We start from the raw sequence: 16,976 nt of genomic DNA on the forward strand, positions 1-16,976 counted from the left end.
CCACCCATGGGAAGCCCCTCCGGTCCACCCTTCGACCCGGACGACCCCGACCGGGCACGCCGGGAACGCGACACCGAGCCGATCCCCCGGATCGACCCGGACGACCCGGCCGGTTACGGCCCCGGCCCGTACGCGGACGCGGACGACGCCGGCTATGGCAGCGCCTACACCGGCGAGGGGCGGTCCGGCCGGGCCTGGGCACGGGATCCGGACGGCTTCCCGGACCAGCCGATCTCCGAGGAGGAGCTGGCCGGGTTGCGGTCCGACGCCACCGGCATGGCACCTCGCCGGGTGCTGCCGCTGGAGGACGAGCCCAGCTCGCTCGTAGCGCGTTACCTCTTCCCCACCGAGCGCTACCGGGGCGAGTGGAAGCGGCACTGGATCCACCTCACCACTCCGATCATCGTCGGCGTGGTGGCCACGTTCGTGCTCGGCTACCTCTCCGGCTTCCTCGCCGGGCGGGACGTCGGCGCGTTGACCACCGTCGCCGTGCTGCTCTGGTTCGGCGTCATGGGCTGGGTGGCCTGGAAGGTCGCCGACTGGTGGTACGACCGGTTCATCCTGACCAACAAGCGGGTGATGGTGGTCAACGGGATCATCACCCGGCAGGTCGCGATGATGCCGCTCACCCGGGTCACCGACATGAAGTACGAGCAGAGCCCGACCGGCCGCGCCCTCAACTACGGCACGTTCGTGCTGGAGTCCGCCGGTCAGGAACAGGCACTCCGGGTGATCAAGAACCTGCCCAACCCGAACGAGCTCTACCTGCGTGTGGTCGAGGAGATGTACGAGCCGCAGGCGGTCGAGGCGCGGCTCGGCAAGGAGGCCGACGAGGCCAAGGCCGACGACGGAGCCTGAAACTTTTCGTCCGAACATCGGATGAACTGCACACCTTCCGCCATCGACCCGGGTGACCCGGCCGTGGCATCCTGCCAGGCAGGACGGGGGGAGATGAGTGTGGTGGTGAGCAGAGATCCGCTGGAGGAGGAGTTCCGCGAATTCGTCGCGGCCCGGTCCGGCGCACTGCTGCGCACCGCCTACCTGCTCGCCGGTGACTGGGCCACCGCCGAGGATCTGCTCCAGACCGCGCTGACGAAGACCTACCTGGCCTGGAAGCGGCTCGGCGGGATCGAGGCCATCGAGCCGTACGCCCGCCGGGTCATGGTCAACACGTCCACCAGCTGGTGGCGGCGCCGCTGGCACGGCGAGCGTCCCACCGAGGTGCTGCCGGAGCGCGCCGGTGTCGACGAGATCGAGCAGCAACTCGACCGGGACGCGCTCTGGCGGCACCTCCAGGCGCTGCCGGCCCGGCAGCGGGCGGTGCTGGTGCTGCGCTTCTACGAGGACATGTCCGAGGCGCAGACCGCCGCGCTGCTGGAGATCTCCCCGGGCACCGTCAAGAGCCAGACCTCCCGGGCGCTCAACACGCTGCGCCGCCGGCTCGGTTCCCAGGCGGCCCTGGGCCTGCCAGCGCCCGCCGACGCGCCCGCGGCGGCCCCGTCCGCCTCGCCCACGGGCGGCCGGGCCGTCCCGCCGGCCCGGGGCGCCGAGCCGGCCCGTACCCCGGCGCGGCAGCCCGCCGCCCGGGTGCCGCGACCGGGCCCACCCGCGGCTCCGGTCCGCCCCGCCGTCCCGATCCCGGCGAAGAGCCGATGAGCGGCACCCGGCAGCACGGCGACAACCGAACGGGCAGCCCGGAGCGTCCATTCCCCGTGAGCGACGACGAGCTGGAGCGGGCGCTGCGGGAGACCCTGTCCCGCCGCGTCGAGACGTCCCGCCCGCTGCCCGCCGACCCGGCCGGGGAGGTCCTGCGCCGGGCACGGCGCACGGGCCGGCGGCGTACGCTCACCGGCCTCGCCCTGGCCGGGGTCGCCACCGTTGTCGTCACCACCGGGGTGGCCCAGTTCAGCGCGCCCGGCGGCGACGGCGGCACGCCCACAGTGGTGCTCGGCGACCCGCCCGTCCTCTTCCCGTCCCCGCAGACCTCCGAGCCCTCCTCGGTCACCCGCTTCGGGCCGGTCCGCGCCGAACTCGACCTGCTCGTCGGTGACCGGCTGGACACCAGCGGCGGCGAACGGCGGCAGCTGACCGGGGTCAGCGGCGTCGAACGGGCGCAGCGGATCCACGAGCAGGAGGGCTGGCTGCTCACCTCGGCGGCCACCGTCGCCGGCCGTACCCTCTGGTGGGTTCCGGTCGGTGGCACCGCGCCGCAGGTCATGCTCGCCGCCGCGGACGCGGTGGCGGTCTCCCCGGACGGCCGCCAGGTCGCCTGGCGGGACGGCACGGACCTGATCGCCGCCGGTGTGGTCGCCGGCCAGCTCATCGCGCCGGTCCGGATCGCCGCGCCGGAGGGCGCCGTGCCGGTCGGCTTCACCGGCGACGCGGTGCTGATCCAGCAGCCCGGCGACGGCGGGATGAGCGTCTGGAACCGCGCGCTGGGCGGGCAGCCGGGCCCGGTGAACCCGGACGTGCGCACCGTCTACGGCACCCGGCCCGACGGCCGGGTGGTCGGCCTGGTCGCCGCCGGGCGGGACGAGGAACACTGCCTGGCCCTGCTCGACCCGGCCCGCGACCTCGCCCCGGTGCGTACCGGATGCGGTCTGAAGCTTGCCACCGACGGGCTCGGCGCCGTCTCCTTCGACGGCCGGTGGCTGCTCGCCAACGGCACGTCGCGCACCGCCCTCCTGGTCGACCTGCGTGACCCGGCCAGCCCGGTCACCCACCCGGCCGGCCCGCTGCTGGCCGGGGGCGTGTCCTGGACCCGGGCCGGGGTGGCGCTGCACGTGGACGCGACCGGCGGGCTGGTCCGGGTCAAGCCCGAGCGGGTGCTGGCCGGTGACCGGCCCACGGCCTCGAAGGTCGAGGGGCTGGCGCCGGAGGACCGCCCGGTGGTGGTGGCCGACGTGCCCACGGTGCCGGACGGGGCGTAGCGTCGGACGGGTGAGCGTCCCCGCCCGCATCGACCTGCACACCCACTCCACCGCCAGCGACGGCACCCTGACCCCCGCCGAGCTGGTCCGGGCCGCCGCCGACGCCGGGCTCGACGTGGTGGCACTCACCGACCACGACACCACCGCCGGCTGGGCGCCCGCCGTCGCCGCCCTGCCGCCCGGGCTCACCCTGATCCGCGGCGCGGAGATCTCCTGCCGGTGGTTCGGCGCCGAACCGGCGATCCCGCTGCACCTGCTCGCGTACCTGTTCGACCCGGCCGAGCCACACCTGGCCGCGGAACTGGCCCGGGTCCGCCGGGCCCGCGAGGAACGTGGCGAGCGCATCGTCCGGCTGCTCCAGGCCGACGGCATCCCGGTGAGCTGGACGGAGATCCTGACCGGTGCGGGCGGCGGCACCGTCGGCCGCCCGCACATCGCGCAGGCGCTGATCCGGGCCGGTCTGGTCGCCACCACCACCGAGGCGTTCGGGCCGGACTGGCTCGGCGAGCGGTACCGGCTGCCCAAGGACGACATCGAGGTGTTCCAGGCGGTGGCGCTGGTGCGGGCGGCCGGCGGCGTGCCCGTCTTCGCCCACCCGAAGGCCAGCCGGCGCGGCCGGATCGTGCCGGACGAGCTGATCGCGGACCTGGCGGCGGCCGGCCTGGCCGGGCTGGAGGCAGACCACGAGGACCACGACCGGGCCGAGCGGGAGCACGTCCGCGGGCTCGCCGCCGACCTGGGACTGCTGGTCACCGGCTCGTCCGACTTCCACGGCACGCACAAGACCGTGCGGCTCGGCGCGCACACCACAGGGCCCGAGGCGTACGAGCGGATCGTCGCGCTGGCCCGCGGGGTGACCCCTGTCGCTTCGAGCTGAAGCGATCCGACGGCACGGCTACCGTGTCCGCGTGGATCTCAAGCTCTTCGGCGAGGTCTTCGTGACCCTGCTGGTGATCGTCGACCCGCCCGGAATGATGCCCATCTTCCTCGCGCTGACCGGGCCGCTGCCCGCGCGCGACCGGAACCGGGCCGCCTGGCAGGCCGTGGCGCTGGCGCTCGGGGTCATCGTGATCTTCGCGGTGGCGGGGCAGACGATCCTGGCGTACCTGCACGTCGACCTGCCCGCCCTCCAGGCGGCGGGCGGCCTGCTGCTGATCCTGGTCGCGCTGGAGCTGCTGACCGGCAAGGCGGACGACCCGAGCAACCAGGTCACCTCGAACATCGCGCTGGTGCCGCTCGGCACCCCGCTGCTGGCCGGGCCGGGCGCCATCGTGGCCACCATGCTGTTCGTGCAGCAGGCCGGCGGCGCCGTCGACTACCTCGCCATCGGGCTCGCCATCGTCGCGGTGATGGTCACCGTCTGGGTGGTGCTGCGCTTCTCCGGCGGCATCGTCAAGGTGCTGCGCCCCGGCGGCATCGAGGTGCTGACCCGGATCGCCGGTCTGCTGCTGGCCGCCATCGCCGTGCAGCTCATCGCCGACGCGATCGCCGCGTTCGTGACCCAGTACCTCAACAACGCCTGAGCGGGCTCGTCCGGTGTCGTACCCGGATGGCAGGATTCTCCGGGTGCGACGACAGTCAGCAGCCAGTGGCTCCCGGGCTCCCCGACCCCGCGCCGAGCAGTCCGAGCAGCTCGGTTTCGAGGGCATGCCGGAGCGCCTGTTCGTCTGCACACCGAGCAAGCTCGGCGCGTACGCGGACTGTCCCCGCCGCTACCGCTACGCCTACGTCGACCGGCCCGCGCCGCCCAAGGGCCCGCCGTGGGCGCACAACTCGCTCGGCGCGAGCGTCCACACCGCGCTGAAGAACTGGTACGCGCTGGCCCCCGACCGCCGCCGCCCCGAGGTGCTCGGCACCCTGCTCAAGGGCACCTGGGTCCGCGAGGGCTACCGCGACGACGAGCAGGAGCGCGACGCCTTCCGGCGGGCGCTGACCTGGCTGGAGAGCTACGTGGCGGGCCTCGACCCGGCCGACGAGCCGGTCGGCGTGGAACGGGTGGTCGCGGTCAAGACCGCGGTGCTCGCGTTCAACGGCCGCACCGACCGGATCGACTCGCGTCCCGGCCCGGACGGGCGGCCCGAGCTGGTCATCGTCGACTACAAGACCGGCCGCACCGGGCTCGACGCCGACGACGCGCGCGGCTCGCAGGCGCTCGCGCTCTACGCGTACGCGGCCGAGCGGGTGTTCCGCAAGCCGTGCCGCCGGGTCGAGCTGCACCACCTGCCCACCGGCACCGTCGCCGCGCACGAGCACACGCCGGAGTCCCTGCACCGGCAGCTCACCCGCGCCGAGGACACCGCCCGCGACATCATGGCCGCCGAGCGCGCGGTGGCCGACGGCACCGACCCCGACGCGGCGTTCCCGGCCGAGCCGGGCCCGCGGTGCGGCTGGTGCGACTACCGGCGTACGTGCCCGACCGGCGCGCAGACCCCCGGCAAGGACCCCTGGTCGGCGGTCGAGCGGTTCGCCGACGCGGAGTGAGCGTGGGACGCCGTCAGGCCGCGGTCAGGCGGGCGGCGCGTTCCTTGGCGGCCTGCTGCAACGGGCCCTCCCGGTAGCGCCGGGGCACCGCGGCCAGCGCCAGTCGCAGCGCCCGCGCGCTCAGGTCCGCCGACAGAGCGGTGGTGGGCAGGCCCAGCCCGCCGTAGAGCCGCAACGCCCACGGCGGCAGCATCCCCAGCGCGGTGGCGGCGATCCCGAAGTACGCCCAGCGCGGCGGCCCCAGGTTCAGTCCGACCCGCGCCGGCAGGCTGAGCTTCCACGGGATCGGCGGCGCGGTCAGGAACACCGCCGTCTCGGCCGCCTCCCGGGTCATCCGCAACTGCGGGCGTACGTCCCGGTAGTAGTCCGCCACCTCGGCGGCGGTACCCGGCACGTCGTCCGGGTCCAGCCCGACCAGGGCCGCCGACCGGCGCTGCTCGGTGTAGTAGCCGTCCACCTCGTCGTCGGTGAGCGCCAGCCCGGCCCGCCGGGCGGTGCTCACGAACGACTCGACCTCGGTGACGTGCACCCAGCGCAGCAGCTCCGGCTCGTCGATGCGGAACTCCGCACCGGTGAACGGGTCGGTGGCGCGCATCCGGGCGTGCCGCGTTCGCAGTCGTCGCCCGGCCGCCTCCGCCTCGGCGGTGGTGCCGTAGATCGTCGTCCCCACGTAGTTCGCCGTGCGGACCAGCCGGCCCCAGGCGTCGGTGCGGTAGTTGCTGTTCTGTGCGACGCCGGCCATCGCGCGCGGGTGCAGCGCCTGGAGGTAGAGCGAGCGCAGGCCGGCGACGATCAGGATCGGTTCCTCGTGCACCTTCCACGTGACCGATCCCGGACCGAAGAGGCCGAGGTCTTCGGTGTCCACCGATCAAGAGTGCCACGCGCCGTCGCCGGGCGTCCTCGGTGCGGCCGCCAGTCGTGGGTGCGGGCGTCCTCGGTGTGGCTGTCAGTCGTCGGCGGAGCGGCGGGACTGGCAGGCCGGGCAGAGGCCCCAGAAGGTCACTTCCGCCTCGTCCAGCTCGAAGCCGTGTGCCACGTTCGGGTCCAGGCAGGGGGCGCTGCCGACAGCGCAGTCCACGTCGGCGATCTCGCCGCAGCCCCGACACACCACGTGGTGGTGGTTGTCGCCGACCCGGGCCTCGTATCGCGCGGGACTGCCGGCCGGCTCGATCCGGCGGGACAGGCCGGCCCGGGACAGGGCGCCGAGCACGTCGTAGACGGCCTGGGTGGAGACCGAGTCGATCCGTCGGCGTACCCGCCGGGTGATCTCGTCGACCTCCAGGTGACCGCCGGCGGAGAGCACGTCCAGCACGGCGAGACGCGGCCGGGTGACCCGTAGGCCCCTCGACCGGAGCAGCTCCTCACCTGTGGACATGGATCCATGACAGCACGGGGCAGGCGGGCCGACAAGCGAACGTTGTTCACCCGTGGCCGGGGCCACAGGTGAACCGGCACCGCCACGCGTTCGTGTATCGAGGAAGACGGCCTCACGCCGTACGCTGAGCGCGCCAAACCACCCACTCGCCGGAGGTGTCGGTGTTCAGGGAAATCAACGGTCTGCCGGTCCACGTGCTCGTCATCCACGCGGTGGTGGTGCTGGTGCCGCTGCTGGCACTGCTCGCCGTCGCGTACGGGGTGCTGCCCCGCTGGCGCCCCCGCCTCGACTGGGCGGTCGCGGCGCTCGCCGTGGTCACCCCGATCCTCGCCTTCGTGGCGACCGAGTCCGGTGAGGAGTTGGAGGGGGTCCTGCGCGCGAAGGGCTACCCGCCGGACCGGCTCCAGCAGATCAGCGAGCACGCGTCGTACGGCGACACGCTGTTCTGGTACGCGCTCGGGCTCGGCGTCGCGGCGCTGCTGCTGGTGCTGTCGACGAGCCGCTTCGTCGCGGGCCGGAACCTGCCCCGCTGGCTCCCGGTGGTGCTCACCGTCGTGGTGGCGGTGCTCGCGGTCTTCGCGCTCGTGTACGTCTACCTGACCGGGGACAGCGGCGCCAAGGTGGTCTGGGACGGCGTGGTCTGACCGCTGCGGTCAGAACAGCACCCGCGAGCACAGCAGGCAGGTGAGCAGCACCAGCACCACCGCCACGGCCGCCCCGATGCCGTAGGTGAGCCGCTGCGCGCGCTGCTCCGCCTGGTCCATCGCGGCCATGTCCTGCGGCGGGAGCCGGCGGGGCGGTGACGGCTGTACGTGTACCGGTGGCCGCCAGCCGGGCGGCGGAGGCGTGCTCGGCGGCGGTCCCGCGTACCCCGAGGGCGGCGGGCCACCGGCGGGCGCGCCACCCCCGAACTGCGGGCCGGCGGGCGCGCCGCCCCCGAACTGTGGGCCAACGGCGGCCGGGCCGGCACCGCTCGTGCCCGGCCACGCGCCGCCGGCCACCGTCCAGCCGCCTGCCGCCTCCGGCCGGGCCCACGGGCTCTCGGTGGCCGCCTCGCGCGACCAGGGGCTGGCGTTCCCGGCCGCCTCGGGGTTGTCGGCGGCTGCTCCGGTCGTCTCGACGCCCTCGGCGACGGCCGGCTCTGCCGGAAGGGCGTCCGGCTCTGCTGTGGGGGCGGCCGGCTCCGCCGCGAGGGAGGCCGGCTCGGGCTGCCCGGCGGTCCCGGGCGGAACGTCGGTGCGGTCCGGTTCGGCGGTGCGGTCCGGTTCATGGGCCCCGCCGGTGTCACCCGGCCGAGATCCGGGACCGGCCGGGCGGGCGTCCGCGCTGTCCCGGGGGACCGCCCCGGGGGCGTTCTCCCCGGCGGGTGCCGGTTGGTCCGGGCGTCGCCAGGTCTCGTCGTCGGGGCTGCCACCGCTCGGCGTCGTCACGCCGTCCGACGCTACCAACGCCCCGGGCCGGTCGGCCGCCCGACGCGTCGATCACCGTCACCCCGGCCCGTCGCGCCCGGTGTTTGACGTTCCGACGGCTCCCGGCCCGGTACGGCAGGGCTCGGGACGATCCGACCGGTCCCGGGAATCGAACCGGCGGCCTGTACGGCGGTATCGTTGCTGATCGTGACCGAACCCGCCATCCGGACACCGCGCGACGACGACGACCGCGTGGTCGACCTCAGCGACGACTTCGTGGTGCTGCCCGAGCAGACCAGCGACGACACCGACCGTGGCTGGGGCGAGCGCCCCGGCGGCAACGACGACTGGCTGCTCGCCGAGCGTCCCCCACACTGGGGCTGATCGCGCCGCGGCGGGCTGCTCGCCGGCTCGCGTCAGCCGCGTACCACCACGGCGAAGCGGCTGCCTTCCGGCAGACCGATCGCCCGCCGGGCCTGCTCCGGCGGCAGCGCCAGGTAGAGCGCCGAGGAGCCGTCGACCGCCCCGGTGGCGCCGACCACGTCGAGCACCAGGGCGCGTGGAGCCAGCAGCGTGGGGTCGGGCGTACCGCCGGCCGGCACGACGAGCAGGTCGACCCGGGCACCCGGGCGCAGCACCGCGAGGGCGGCCGGTTCGGCCAGCCGGATCGGTACGCCGACCGCACCGGCCGGCAGCGCGGGGATGCCGCCGGACGGCGACGCCGTCGCCGAGGTGGCCGGCAGGACGCGGGGTGGTGGGCAGGACGGCGGCGTCTGCAGCACCGCGGCGGCCAGCCCCAGCAGCACCGCGACGAGCGTCACCCGCAGCAGTGTCCGGCGCCGGGGCAGCCCGCGCCAGCGGACCGGACGCAACGTCGTCTCGCGATCCGCCACCGCTGCCTCCCGCCGCCGGTCAACCATCCGACCGCAGGCTAGGCCCGGCCTCCCGGCTCCCGCCGCCCCACCGCCCGCCCCTGTGGATAACCCGCCCGCTTGTGGAAAACCGTTCCCCGGGACCAGCGCGGAGGCCCGGTGCGGCCGGGACCGCCAGCTCGGGGAGGTTGCTGCTTCCGGACCGGCGGATGCAGCAACCTCGCCGAGCTGGCGAGCATCCGCCACCGGCCGACGCAGCAACCTCGCCGAGCTGGCGAGCATCCGCCGCGAACGGAACGTGGCCGCCCCCGAGCGGGAACGGCCACGTGTCGCGTGCGAGAGCGGGTCAGGACGAGCTGGACGCCGCCGGTGCCTTGCTCGCCGTCGACCCGGAACCGGACGAAGAAGGCGATCCGGACGAGGAAGACGAGCCGGACGACGAGGACGAGGAGTCCGACGACCCGGACGAGGACGACTCGGACTTGGCCGGCTTGCTCGTGGTCGAGGAGCCGTTGTCGGACCCGGACGAACGGGAGTCCGTGCGGTAGAAGCCGGAGCCCTTGAACACGATGCCCACCGAGTTGAAGAGCTTTCGCAGCCGCCCCTCACACGCCGGGCACTCGGTCAGCGGCTCGTCCGAGAAGGACTGCACCGCCTCGAGCTGGTGGCCGCACGCGGTGCAGGCGTACTGGTACGTGGGCACGTTCTCCTCCGGATCTTCGGCACGGCCTTCTGGCACTCGTGGTCTTCGAGTGCCAATGGTGCGTCATGACCCCCGGGTTCGTCCAGCGGAAGCGCCCGGGCCCACACCCGGGACCGCCACCAGCCCGTCCGCCGGAGTGATCACACAGTGCACCGGACGGTCGTGCGGCAGGGCGGGCACCGCCTCCACCAGCTCGCCGTCGTGCAGCAGCGCCACCGTCGGCACCGTGGCGGGCACCCGGGCCAGCGCGCGGTCGTACGAGCCGCCGCCCCGGCCCAGCCGGATGCCCCGGCGGTCCACCGCCACCGCCGGCACCACGACCAGGGCGGCTCCGGCCACCGCGGTCCGCCCCCGGGGCGGTGCGGTCGGCTCGCGCAGGCCCCGGCCGGCGGCGCGCAACAACTCCGGGCCGGTGTACCGGGCCCAGTCCAGATCCAGGTCCTCGCGCAGCACCGGCAGCAGCAGCTCGGCGTCGGGCGGCAGCGCGGCGAGCAGCACGTCCGGCAGGTCGTGCCCGCCGGGCTCGGAGGCGACCGGCACGTACGCGCTCATCCTGGCCGGCCGCAGCCGGCGTACCAACGTCACCAGCTCGGCCTGGACGGCGGCCGCCGCCACCGCGCGTTCGGCCGCGGACAGCGACCGGCGCGCGGCGAGTAGCGCGATGCGCATCTCCCGCTTCGCATCGTGCGCTTCATCCGAAAATTCCGGCACGCAACACTCCTGACGCAACGCTTGCCTAATGGTCGCTCTGTGTCAGCATCGCACCAAGGGAGCGGAACTTCCGGGGGGAAGATTGACGCTACGCGGGCGGTTGACGGCGGCTTTCCTCGCGGTGGTCCTCGGCCCCGTCCTGCTCGGCGCGTTCTTCGTCGGGGCCACGCTCAGCGCCGTCGACCGCAGCCGTGCCACCGAACGGCTGGGCCTGGCCGCGGCCGGTGTCCGTACCTCGATCGACGCGCTCTGCCAGCAACTCCGCGCGGCCGCCGACGCGGTCGCGCTGGTCGGCGACCCGGTCGTCCGGTCGCGTGCGGCCGACCAGGTGGTCGCCCGGGGCCTGGCCGCCGCCGTGCTGATCGCCGACGCCGCCGGCCGCACCACCTACACCACGCCGAACGGGCCGGCCGGGCGCTGGCAGGACTGCGCCGGCGCGCCCGCCACCGGCGTCGCGGCGCTCTCCGCCCAGGTCCGGCTCCGCGACCCGGCCGGCACCGACCTGGGCGCGGTCGCCGCCGCCCAGCCCGTCGACCGGGCCTTCGTGGCGCGGCTCGCCGCCGTGACCGGCGTCGGGGTCACCCTCGACGACCCCGGCGGCATCACCCACACGACCGAGGACCAGGGGGTACGCGCAGCGGTGCTGGCCGCCGCCGGCAAGGCGGACGGGAACCGGGTGACAGGCACCGGCGACGGCCGGTACGTGCGGCGGGTCGGCCCGTCTCCCGGTCAGCCGCTCCCACTGGTGCTGTCGGTGCCGGGGGAGCGTGCGCCCGGCCTGTACGGGGCGCTGATCGCCGCCGTCGCGCTCGCCGCCCTGCTCGCCGTGCTGGCGGCCTGGCGGCTGGCCCGGGTGACCACCCGGCCGCTGGGTGAGCTGGCCGGCGCGGTGGACCGGGTGGCGCGCGGCGACCTGAGCGCCCGGGTGCCGGTGCGCAGCCGCGACGAGATCGGGCGGCTCGCAAGCGCGTTCAACCGGATGACCCGGGAGACCGGCACCTACGTGACGGCGCTGACCAGCAGCCGTGACCAGCTCCGCAACCACCTCGCGGTGCTCGGTGACACGCTTGCCAGCACGCACGACCTGCAACGCATCCTGCGGGTGATCCTGGACAGCGCGATCGCCGCCACCGGCGCCCGGGCCGGCGCGGTGCTGCTCGTCGACGGCGACGGCGTCCTCGTCGGCCGGTGCGTGGAAGGGCTGACCGGGCGCTGGCCGACGAGCGACCCGGCCGACCCGGCGACGCTGCGGGTCGCGGTCGGCGCCGGGGTGCTGGGAGCGGTGGCCGCCACCGGCGAACCGCTGCGCGGACGGTGGGCGCCGCCGGACACGCCGACCGGGGAGCCGACCTGCGAGACGTACGTGGCGGTGCCGTTCGCCACCCCCGGCGGCACCGAGTCGCGCGGCCCGGACCGGCCCGGCCACCCGCCCGCCGACGGCGACCCGTCCGGCTCGGCCTGCGCGGCGCTCGGCGTACTCGTGCTCTACGACCGGCTCGGCGGGCACGGGTTCCACGACGACGACGTGGTGACGCTGCGGACGTTCGCCGGGCACGCGGCGGTCGCGGTGGAGAACGTCCGGGTGCACGAGGAGGCGCAGCGGCTCTCCCTCACCGACCCGCTGACCGGGCTGTGGAACTACCGCTACCTGCGTGAGTCGATCCGCCGTGAGGTGGAGCGGGCGAACCGGTTCGGCCGGATGCTCAGCGTCCTCGCGCTCGACCTGGACCGGTTCAAGAACGTCAACGACACCTGGGGCCACGCCGCCGGGGACGCCGTGCTGGTCGAGTTCGCCCGCCGGGTACGCGGCGTGATCCGCGAGGTGGACCTGGCGTTCCGGCAGGGCGGCGAGGAGTTCGTGGTGCTGCTGCCGGAGACCGACGCCCGGGGCGCCACGATCGTCGCCGAGCGGCTCGGCGCGGTGGTACGCGACCAGCCGGTGACCGTCGAGGGGAGCGGCGACGAGCCGGTGCGGGTGCCGGTGACCGTCTCCATCGGCATCGCCGTCTACCCGGACCACGCCGCCGGCGGCCAGCAGGTGCTCGACGCCGCCGACGACGCGTTGTACGCGGCGAAGGCCGCCGGACGCGACGGCTACCGGCTCGCCCCGGCGCCCGATCCGGTGCCCACCCAGGAGATCCCGGTGGTGGCCGCCGGTGCCGGCCCGCCGGACGGGCTGCCCCGGGCCGGCGCGGCGGATCCGGCGGGCACCGTCCAGGGCGGCGCGTCTTCCGGTCCTCACCCGCCGCGGCAGAGCCGTGGCCGATAGTCTCGCGACATGTCGGAGCACTCAGCGAACCCCTCAGCGACCCCCGGTCGCTCCCGCGCGGTCAAGGCCGTGATCCCGGCCGCCGGCCTGGCCACCCGGTTCCTGCCGGCCACCAAGGCGGTTCCCAAGGAACTGCTGCCGGTCGTGGACCGGCCGGTGTTGCAGTACATCGTCGAGGAGGCCGCCCAGGCCGGTATCGACGACATCCTGCTGATCACCGGTCGCGGCAAGACCTCGATGGTGGACCACTTCGACCGCCGGCCCGACCTGGAGGAACGGCTCGCCAAGAAGCCCGAGCTGCTGGCCGAGGTCAAGCGCACCGAGGAACTCGCCGCGATCTACACGGTCCGCCAGCCGGAACAGCTCGGCCTCGGCCACGCCGTCGGGTACGCCGAGTCGCACGTCGGCGACGCGCCCTTCGCGGTGCTGCTCGGCGACGAGTTCGTCAAGCCCTCCGAGCCGCTGCTGCCGGCCATGCTGGAACTCCAGGCCCGCACCGGCGGCGTGGTGCTCGCGTTCTTCGAGGTCGACCCGGCCGAGACCAGCCGCTACGGCATCGCGTCGGTCGAGCCGGCCGAGTCGGAATACGCCGACATCGCCGAGGTCGTCAAGGTCACCGGCATGGTGGAGAAGCCCAACCCGGCCGACGCCCCCAGCAACCTCGCCGTCCTCGGCCGGTACGTGCTCCCCGGGAAGATCTTCGACGCGATCCGGCGTACCCAGCCGGGCAGCGGCGGCGAGATCCAGCTGACCGACGCGATGGAGCTGCTGCGTACCGAGGGGGTGCCGGTGCACGCCATCGTCTACCGGGGCACCCGTTACGACACCGGCATGCCGCTCGGCTACCTCCAGACCGTCGTGCAGATCGCCGCCGAGCGGGACGACCTGGGCGCCGAGTTCCGCAAGTGGCTGACCGAGTTCGTCAACAACGGTGACGAGACAGTCACCGCAGCCGTCCTCAACGGCATCCGCGACGCGTCCGGCGGTGCCGATACATGACCGCGACGGCCGACGCCGAGGCGGCCGCGAACGAGTTGACGCCGCTCGCCGACTACCTGGGCAGTGTGCTGCGCAGGTTACGCGCGCTGCCTCCACTCGACCTCGACCTGACCCAGGCGTACGGCAACGTGCTCGCCGAGGACGTGGTCGCCCCGCACTCGTACCCCGCCTTCGACCAGGCGGCGGTGGACGGGTACGCCGCGCGCTGGGAGGACATCTCCGGTGGGAGTCGGGGGCCGGGCTATGTCCCGGCCCCCTCCGGTATGCCCGGCGGCCGCAGCATCCGCCTCAACGTGGTGGGTGACCTGGGCGCGGCGAGCTGGCGGCCGGTCCGGCTCACCCCCGGCTCCTGCTTCTCGGTGGCGGCGGGCGCGCCGCTGCCGATCGGCGCGGACGTGGTCGTCCCGGTGGAGTGGACCGACCAGGGCATGGCCGCCGTCGAGATCTTCCGCGCCCCCAAACGGGGGTACGGCCTGCGCCGCGCCGGGGAGGAACTGGCCGCCGGCACGCTGCTCGCCCGCGCCGGCGCGTACGTCTCACCGGCCCTGGTAGCGGTGTTCGCCGCCACCGGCATCGGGCACGTGGTGGTGCGGCCCAGCCCGCGCGTGGTGATCGTGGCGACCGGCGACGAACTGGTGGACGTGGGCCGGGGCAGCCAGCCCGGGCAGGTGGTGGACACCAACTCGCACGCGCTGACCGCGGCGGCGGCCGAGGCGGGCGCGCTCGCGTACCGGGTGGGGATCTGCGACGACGACCCGGAGGCGCTGCGCGGCCTGCTGGAGGACCAGACGCTGCGCGCCGATCTGATCATCACGACGGGCGGCACCGGCACCGGCCCCGGCGACATGGTCCGCCGCATCCTGTCCCGCCGCGACGGCGGCCGGGCCGGGCCGGTCACCTTCACAGAGGTGGCCCTCTATCCCGGAACGGCCCTCGGGTTCGGTACGGTCGGCGCCGAGGAGGTGCCGGTGGTGTGTCTTCCCGGTGAGCCCGGCGCGGCGCTGATCGGCTTCGAGGTGCTGGCCCGCCCGGCCATCCAGCTGCTGGCCGGCGCCGAGCCGGTGTTCCGGCCGAGCGTCCGCGCACACCTGCTGGAGACGGTCTCGTCCCCGGTGGGGCTGCGCGAGTTCCGGCCCGCGCACGTGGCCGAGCGGCGCGGCGGCGGGTACACGGTCCAGCCGCTCGCCGGTGGCCCGTACACGCTCTCCGGCCTGTCCGACGCGAACGGCCTGCTGGTGCTCGGCGAGCGGGTCACCACCGCCGCTGCCGGGTCTACCGTGGATGTTCTCCTGCTGGACCGGCGCCGGTGAGCGCGAGGAGTGAGCTTGCGAGCCCCGCAGTCGCGAGCGAAGGGCCGGCTCGGTGAGGTTCCGGCGGGCGCCGGGGTGGCCGGCGGTGCTGGTGGACGGTCCGGTGGTGCTGCGGCCGTACCGGCGTTCGGACGCCACCGCCTGGTCGGAGATCCGGCGGGCGAACCGGGAGTGGCTGGCGCCGTGGGAGTCCCATGTGCCCGGCGGCTGGTACGAGACGAACTCGCCCGCAGCGTTCCGCCTGGTGCACGCCGACCAGCGCAAGTCCGCGCGTACCGGTGAGGGCATGCCGTTCGCCGTCTGCCTGCGCGAGGACGGGCAGGAGCGGCTGGTCGGCCACGTGAACGTGGGCAGCATCGTGCGGCGGGCGTTCTGCTCCGGGTACGTGGGCTACTGGGTGGACTCCCGGGTGGCCGGTCGTGGCGTGATCCCGACCGCTGTGGCGCTCGCCGTGGACCACGCGTTCGGGCCGGGCGGGCTGCACCGGATCGAGGTGAACATCCGGCCGGAGAACACGCCGTCCCGGCGGGTGGTGGAGAAACTCGGCTTCCGCGAGGAGGCCTATCACGTGCGCTACATGCACATCGACGGCGCGTGGCGAGACCACATCGGATATGCGATGACGGGCGAGGAAGTAGTAGCCGAGGGCGGCTTGCTGGCGCGGTGGCACCGCGTACGTGACAACCGCCGCTGAGGCACACGCCCGGCGCGGCGCACTGTGAACCGGGTCGGCGGCCCGTAACCTCAAGTAACTGCAAGCTGTGGCAAGCGCTGCCCGCCCGCACGAAGTGCGCCGTAAACGACGGTCGACGGAAGAAGTTGCGGCGGTGCGGCGCTCGCCTCGAACTTTGGTGACGGGAGGGGTGAGGGTGCCCACGTCGGTGCTCCTCGCCGTCCTCGCCGCCGCCGGTCTGCTCGCCCTCGCTCCGGCGCTGGTCCGCCGGTACGACGCCACCGAGCGGCTGGTGGCGGAGCGGGCGCAGTCGACGGCCCGGGTGCTCCAGCGCCGGCGTCGACGGCGCACCGTGCCCGGGCGACGACCGCTGCACCCGCCGCGCTCCCTCGTCGTGACCCTCAGTGAAGACTCCGACACGGGTAGTCTTGCCCGTCCGGTCTCCGCGCCACCGCTGCGCCGGCGCTCCGGGCGGCTCCGGCCCGTCTCCGCGGTGCCGGCCCAGTCCCGCCGACGGCACCCGCCCCGCCGACGGCACACCCCGGCGATCTACCGCCGGCGCCGGGTGCTGGCCGCGCTGCTGCTGCTCAACCTGGTCGAGCTGGGCGGCGTGGTGCTCGTCGGACCCGGGTTCTGGATCAGCGTCTCGGTCACCGGCACGCTGCTCGTCGCGTACGTCGTACACCTGCGGCAGCGTGCCCTGGCCGAGCGCCGACGGCGGCGTGCGGACGCCCGCGAGGCGGCCTGGCTGGCCGCCCGCCAGGCCGAGGTACGCCGCGAGCAGGCCCGGCGCGCGGCGGCCCGGCGGGAGGCGCAGCGCCGGCTGGCCGCCCAGCGCGAGGCGGTCCGGCGTACGGCGATGGGGCTGGACCGTCCCGCGGACCTGCCACCGGCGGCGAGCGGCGGCTCGGTGTCCTATCGGCGGGCGGGCGGCCTGCGCGGACGCCCCTACCAGTCCGGCCGAGGTGCCTGACCGCCGTGCCGGCGCTTCGCTGGTGGCGATCTTGGAAGGTTTGGGCCCTTCCGAGGGCCTTTTCCTTCCAAGATCTACGGGGCGGCGGGGCGGTTCGCGTCGTGGGGGCGCGACCTGTTAGCCTTGTCGTCGGCCCGCCCGGTGAAAGCCGGGTGGGACCGACGCTGGTTCGCCGGCGGAGGGGCTGTGGCGCAGACCGGTAGCGCACCTCGTTCGCATCGAGGGGGTCAGGGGTTCAAATCCCCTCAGCTCCACCCAGTTCAAAGGCCGT

The 16,976-nt window shown here is 74.7% G+C and carries 19 protein-coding genes, 1 tRNA gene and 1 pseudogene; 15 read left to right on the plus strand and 6 right to left on the minus strand.

Features of this window, described 5'->3' with window-relative positions; all coding sequences use genetic code 11:
• The first annotated feature begins 6 nt into the window (after positions 1 to 6).
• The 6 genes from O7611_RS01610 (at position 7) to O7611_RS01635 (ending at position 5,411) form a co-directional block, all read left to right on the plus strand.
• Positions 7 to 858 (plus strand): PH domain-containing protein, encoded by an 852-nt coding sequence (locus O7611_RS01610; RefSeq protein ID WP_194798714.1) that lies wholly within the window; start codon positions 7 to 9, stop codon positions 856 to 858.
• A gap of 105 nt (positions 859 to 963) precedes the next feature.
• Positions 964 to 1,656 (plus strand): SigE family RNA polymerase sigma factor, encoded by a 693-nt coding sequence (locus O7611_RS01615; RefSeq protein WP_269696081.1) that lies wholly within the window; start codon positions 964 to 966, stop codon positions 1,654 to 1,656.
• Between the two features lie 56 nt (positions 1,657 to 1,712).
• Positions 1,713 to 2,930: a hypothetical protein gene (locus O7611_RS01620; protein WP_269696082.1), complete on the plus strand. Its 1,218-nt coding sequence runs from the start codon at positions 1,713 to 1,715 to the stop codon at positions 2,928 to 2,930.
• Between the two features lie 10 nt (positions 2,931 to 2,940).
• Positions 2,941 to 3,807, plus strand: a complete 867-nt coding sequence (locus O7611_RS01625) for a PHP domain-containing protein (protein ID WP_194798711.1) — start codon at positions 2,941 to 2,943, stop codon at positions 3,805 to 3,807.
• A 31-nt stretch (positions 3,808 to 3,838) separates the two neighbouring features.
• The gene (locus O7611_RS01630; RefSeq protein WP_013283903.1) at positions 3,839 to 4,453 is read left to right on the plus strand and encodes a MarC family protein; all 615 of its coding nucleotides are present in this window, start codon (positions 3,839 to 3,841) and stop codon (positions 4,451 to 4,453) included.
• A gap of 124 nt (positions 4,454 to 4,577) precedes the next feature.
• Positions 4,578 to 5,411: a RecB family exonuclease gene (locus tag O7611_RS01635; protein WP_228531357.1), complete on the plus strand. Its 834-nt coding sequence runs from the start codon at positions 4,578 to 4,580 to the stop codon at positions 5,409 to 5,411.
• A 13-nt stretch (positions 5,412 to 5,424) separates the two neighbouring features.
• On the opposite strand, the gene O7611_RS01640 is transcribed toward O7611_RS01635, so the two are convergent.
• Entirely contained in the window at positions 5,425 to 6,276 is an 852-nt protein-coding gene (locus tag O7611_RS01640; protein ID WP_194798709.1) for an oxygenase MpaB family protein, read from the minus strand.
• Positions 6,277 to 6,357: 81 nt separating this feature from the next.
• Positions 6,358 to 6,786 (minus strand): Fur family transcriptional regulator, encoded by a 429-nt coding sequence (locus tag O7611_RS01645; RefSeq protein ID WP_194798708.1) that lies wholly within the window; start codon positions 6,784 to 6,786, stop codon positions 6,358 to 6,360.
• A 161-nt stretch (positions 6,787 to 6,947) separates the two neighbouring features.
• Between O7611_RS01645 and O7611_RS01650 the strand changes: the two genes are divergently transcribed.
• On the plus strand, positions 6,948 to 7,430 hold the full coding sequence (locus O7611_RS01650; protein ID WP_194798707.1) for a DUF2231 domain-containing protein: 483 nt from the start codon (positions 6,948 to 6,950) through the stop codon (positions 7,428 to 7,430).
• A 9-nt stretch (positions 7,431 to 7,439) separates the two neighbouring features.
• On the opposite strand, the gene O7611_RS01655 is transcribed toward O7611_RS01650, so the two are convergent.
• A complete protein-coding gene (locus O7611_RS01655; protein WP_194798706.1) occupies positions 7,440 to 8,216 on the minus strand; it encodes a hypothetical protein in 777 nt (258 codons plus the stop codon).
• A gap of 186 nt (positions 8,217 to 8,402) precedes the next feature.
• On the opposite strand from O7611_RS01655, the gene O7611_RS01660 reads away from it, so the two are divergent.
• Positions 8,403 to 8,579 carry a hypothetical protein gene (locus O7611_RS01660; protein ID WP_194798979.1) on the plus strand — a complete coding sequence of 59 codons (177 nt, stop codon included), beginning with the start codon at positions 8,403 to 8,405 and terminating at the stop codon, positions 8,577 to 8,579.
• Positions 8,580 to 8,611: 32 nt separating this feature from the next.
• Here O7611_RS01660 and O7611_RS01665 read toward each other — a convergent pair whose 3' ends face one another.
• A complete protein-coding gene (locus tag O7611_RS01665) occupies positions 8,612 to 9,115 on the minus strand; it encodes a flagellar biosynthesis protein FlgA (protein ID WP_228531247.1) in 504 nt (167 codons plus the stop codon).
• Positions 9,116 to 9,393: 278 nt separating this feature from the next.
• On the opposite strand from O7611_RS01665, the gene O7611_RS01670 reads away from it, so the two are divergent.
• Positions 9,394 to 9,615 carry a hypothetical protein gene (locus O7611_RS01670; RefSeq protein WP_228531435.1) on the plus strand — a complete coding sequence of 74 codons (222 nt, stop codon included), beginning with the start codon at positions 9,394 to 9,396 and terminating at the stop codon, positions 9,613 to 9,615.
• A gap of 14 nt (positions 9,616 to 9,629) precedes the next feature.
• Here the strand turns inward: O7611_RS01670 and O7611_RS01675 are convergent.
• Positions 9,630 to 9,806 (minus strand): annotated as a pseudogene (locus O7611_RS01675) (FmdB family zinc ribbon protein); the annotation flags it as partial.
• Between the two features lie 27 nt (positions 9,807 to 9,833).
• A complete protein-coding gene (locus O7611_RS01680) occupies positions 9,834 to 10,481 on the minus strand; it encodes a 5-formyltetrahydrofolate cyclo-ligase (RefSeq protein WP_370584815.1) in 648 nt (215 codons plus the stop codon).
• Positions 10,482 to 10,563: 82 nt separating this feature from the next.
• On the opposite strand from O7611_RS01680, the gene O7611_RS01685 reads away from it, so the two are divergent.
• The 6 genes from O7611_RS01685 (at position 10,564) to O7611_RS01710 (ending at position 16,959) form a co-directional block, all read left to right on the plus strand.
• Positions 10,564 to 12,750 (plus strand): GGDEF domain-containing protein, encoded by a 2,187-nt coding sequence (locus tag O7611_RS01685; protein ID WP_269696083.1) that lies wholly within the window; start codon positions 10,564 to 10,566, stop codon positions 12,748 to 12,750.
• Positions 12,751 to 12,759: 9 nt separating this feature from the next.
• Positions 12,760 to 13,749: a UTP--glucose-1-phosphate uridylyltransferase gene (locus O7611_RS01690; RefSeq protein WP_194798703.1), complete on the plus strand. Its 990-nt coding sequence runs from the start codon at positions 12,760 to 12,762 to the stop codon at positions 13,747 to 13,749.
• Positions 13,746 to 15,059 carry a molybdopterin molybdotransferase MoeA gene (locus O7611_RS01695; protein ID WP_194798702.1) on the plus strand — a complete coding sequence of 438 codons (1,314 nt, stop codon included), beginning with the start codon at positions 13,746 to 13,748 and terminating at the stop codon, positions 15,057 to 15,059. The genes O7611_RS01690 and O7611_RS01695 overlap by 4 nt, the downstream gene beginning before the upstream one ends.
• A 52-nt stretch (positions 15,060 to 15,111) precedes the next feature.
• Positions 15,112 to 15,753: a GNAT family N-acetyltransferase gene (locus O7611_RS01700; RefSeq protein ID WP_269696084.1), complete on the plus strand. Its 642-nt coding sequence runs from the start codon at positions 15,112 to 15,114 to the stop codon at positions 15,751 to 15,753.
• A 169-nt stretch (positions 15,754 to 15,922) separates the two neighbouring features.
• Positions 15,923 to 16,705, plus strand: coding sequence for a divisome protein SepX/GlpR (gene sepX / locus O7611_RS01705; protein WP_269696085.1), 783 nt, complete (start codon positions 15,923 to 15,925; stop codon positions 16,703 to 16,705).
• Positions 16,706 to 16,885: 180 nt separating this feature from the next.
• A tRNA-Ala gene (locus tag O7611_RS01710) sits at positions 16,886 to 16,959 on the plus strand.
• Positions 16,960 to 16,976 lie beyond the last annotated feature (17 nt).

It is taken from the genome of Micromonospora sp. WMMC273 (assembly GCF_027460285.1).
GTDB classification, from domain to species: Bacteria; Actinomycetota; Actinomycetes; order Mycobacteriales; family Micromonosporaceae; genus Micromonospora; species Micromonospora aurantiaca.

Bases quoted from the DNA above. Each gene is read 5' to 3' on its own strand.
- O7611_RS01610 (WP_194798714.1), top strand. From the start codon at position 7: ATGGGAAGCCCCTCCGGTCCACCCTTCGACCCGGACGACCCCGACCGG.
- O7611_RS01635 (WP_228531357.1), top strand. From the start codon at position 4,578: ATGCCGGAGCGCCTGTTCGTCTGCACACCGAGCAAGCTCGGCGCGTAC.
- O7611_RS01645 (WP_194798708.1), bottom strand. From the start codon at position 6,786: ATGTCCACAGGTGAGGAGCTGCTCCGGTCGAGGGGCCTACGGGTCACC.
- O7611_RS01665 (WP_228531247.1), bottom strand. From the start codon at position 9,115: ATGGTTGACCGGCGGCGGGAGGCAGCGGTGGCGGATCGCGAGACGACG.
- O7611_RS01690 (WP_194798703.1), top strand. From the start codon at position 12,760: ATGTCGGAGCACTCAGCGAACCCCTCAGCGACCCCCGGTCGCTCCCGC.
- O7611_RS01695 (WP_194798702.1), top strand. From the start codon at position 13,746: ATGACCGCGACGGCCGACGCCGAGGCGGCCGCGAACGAGTTGACGCCG.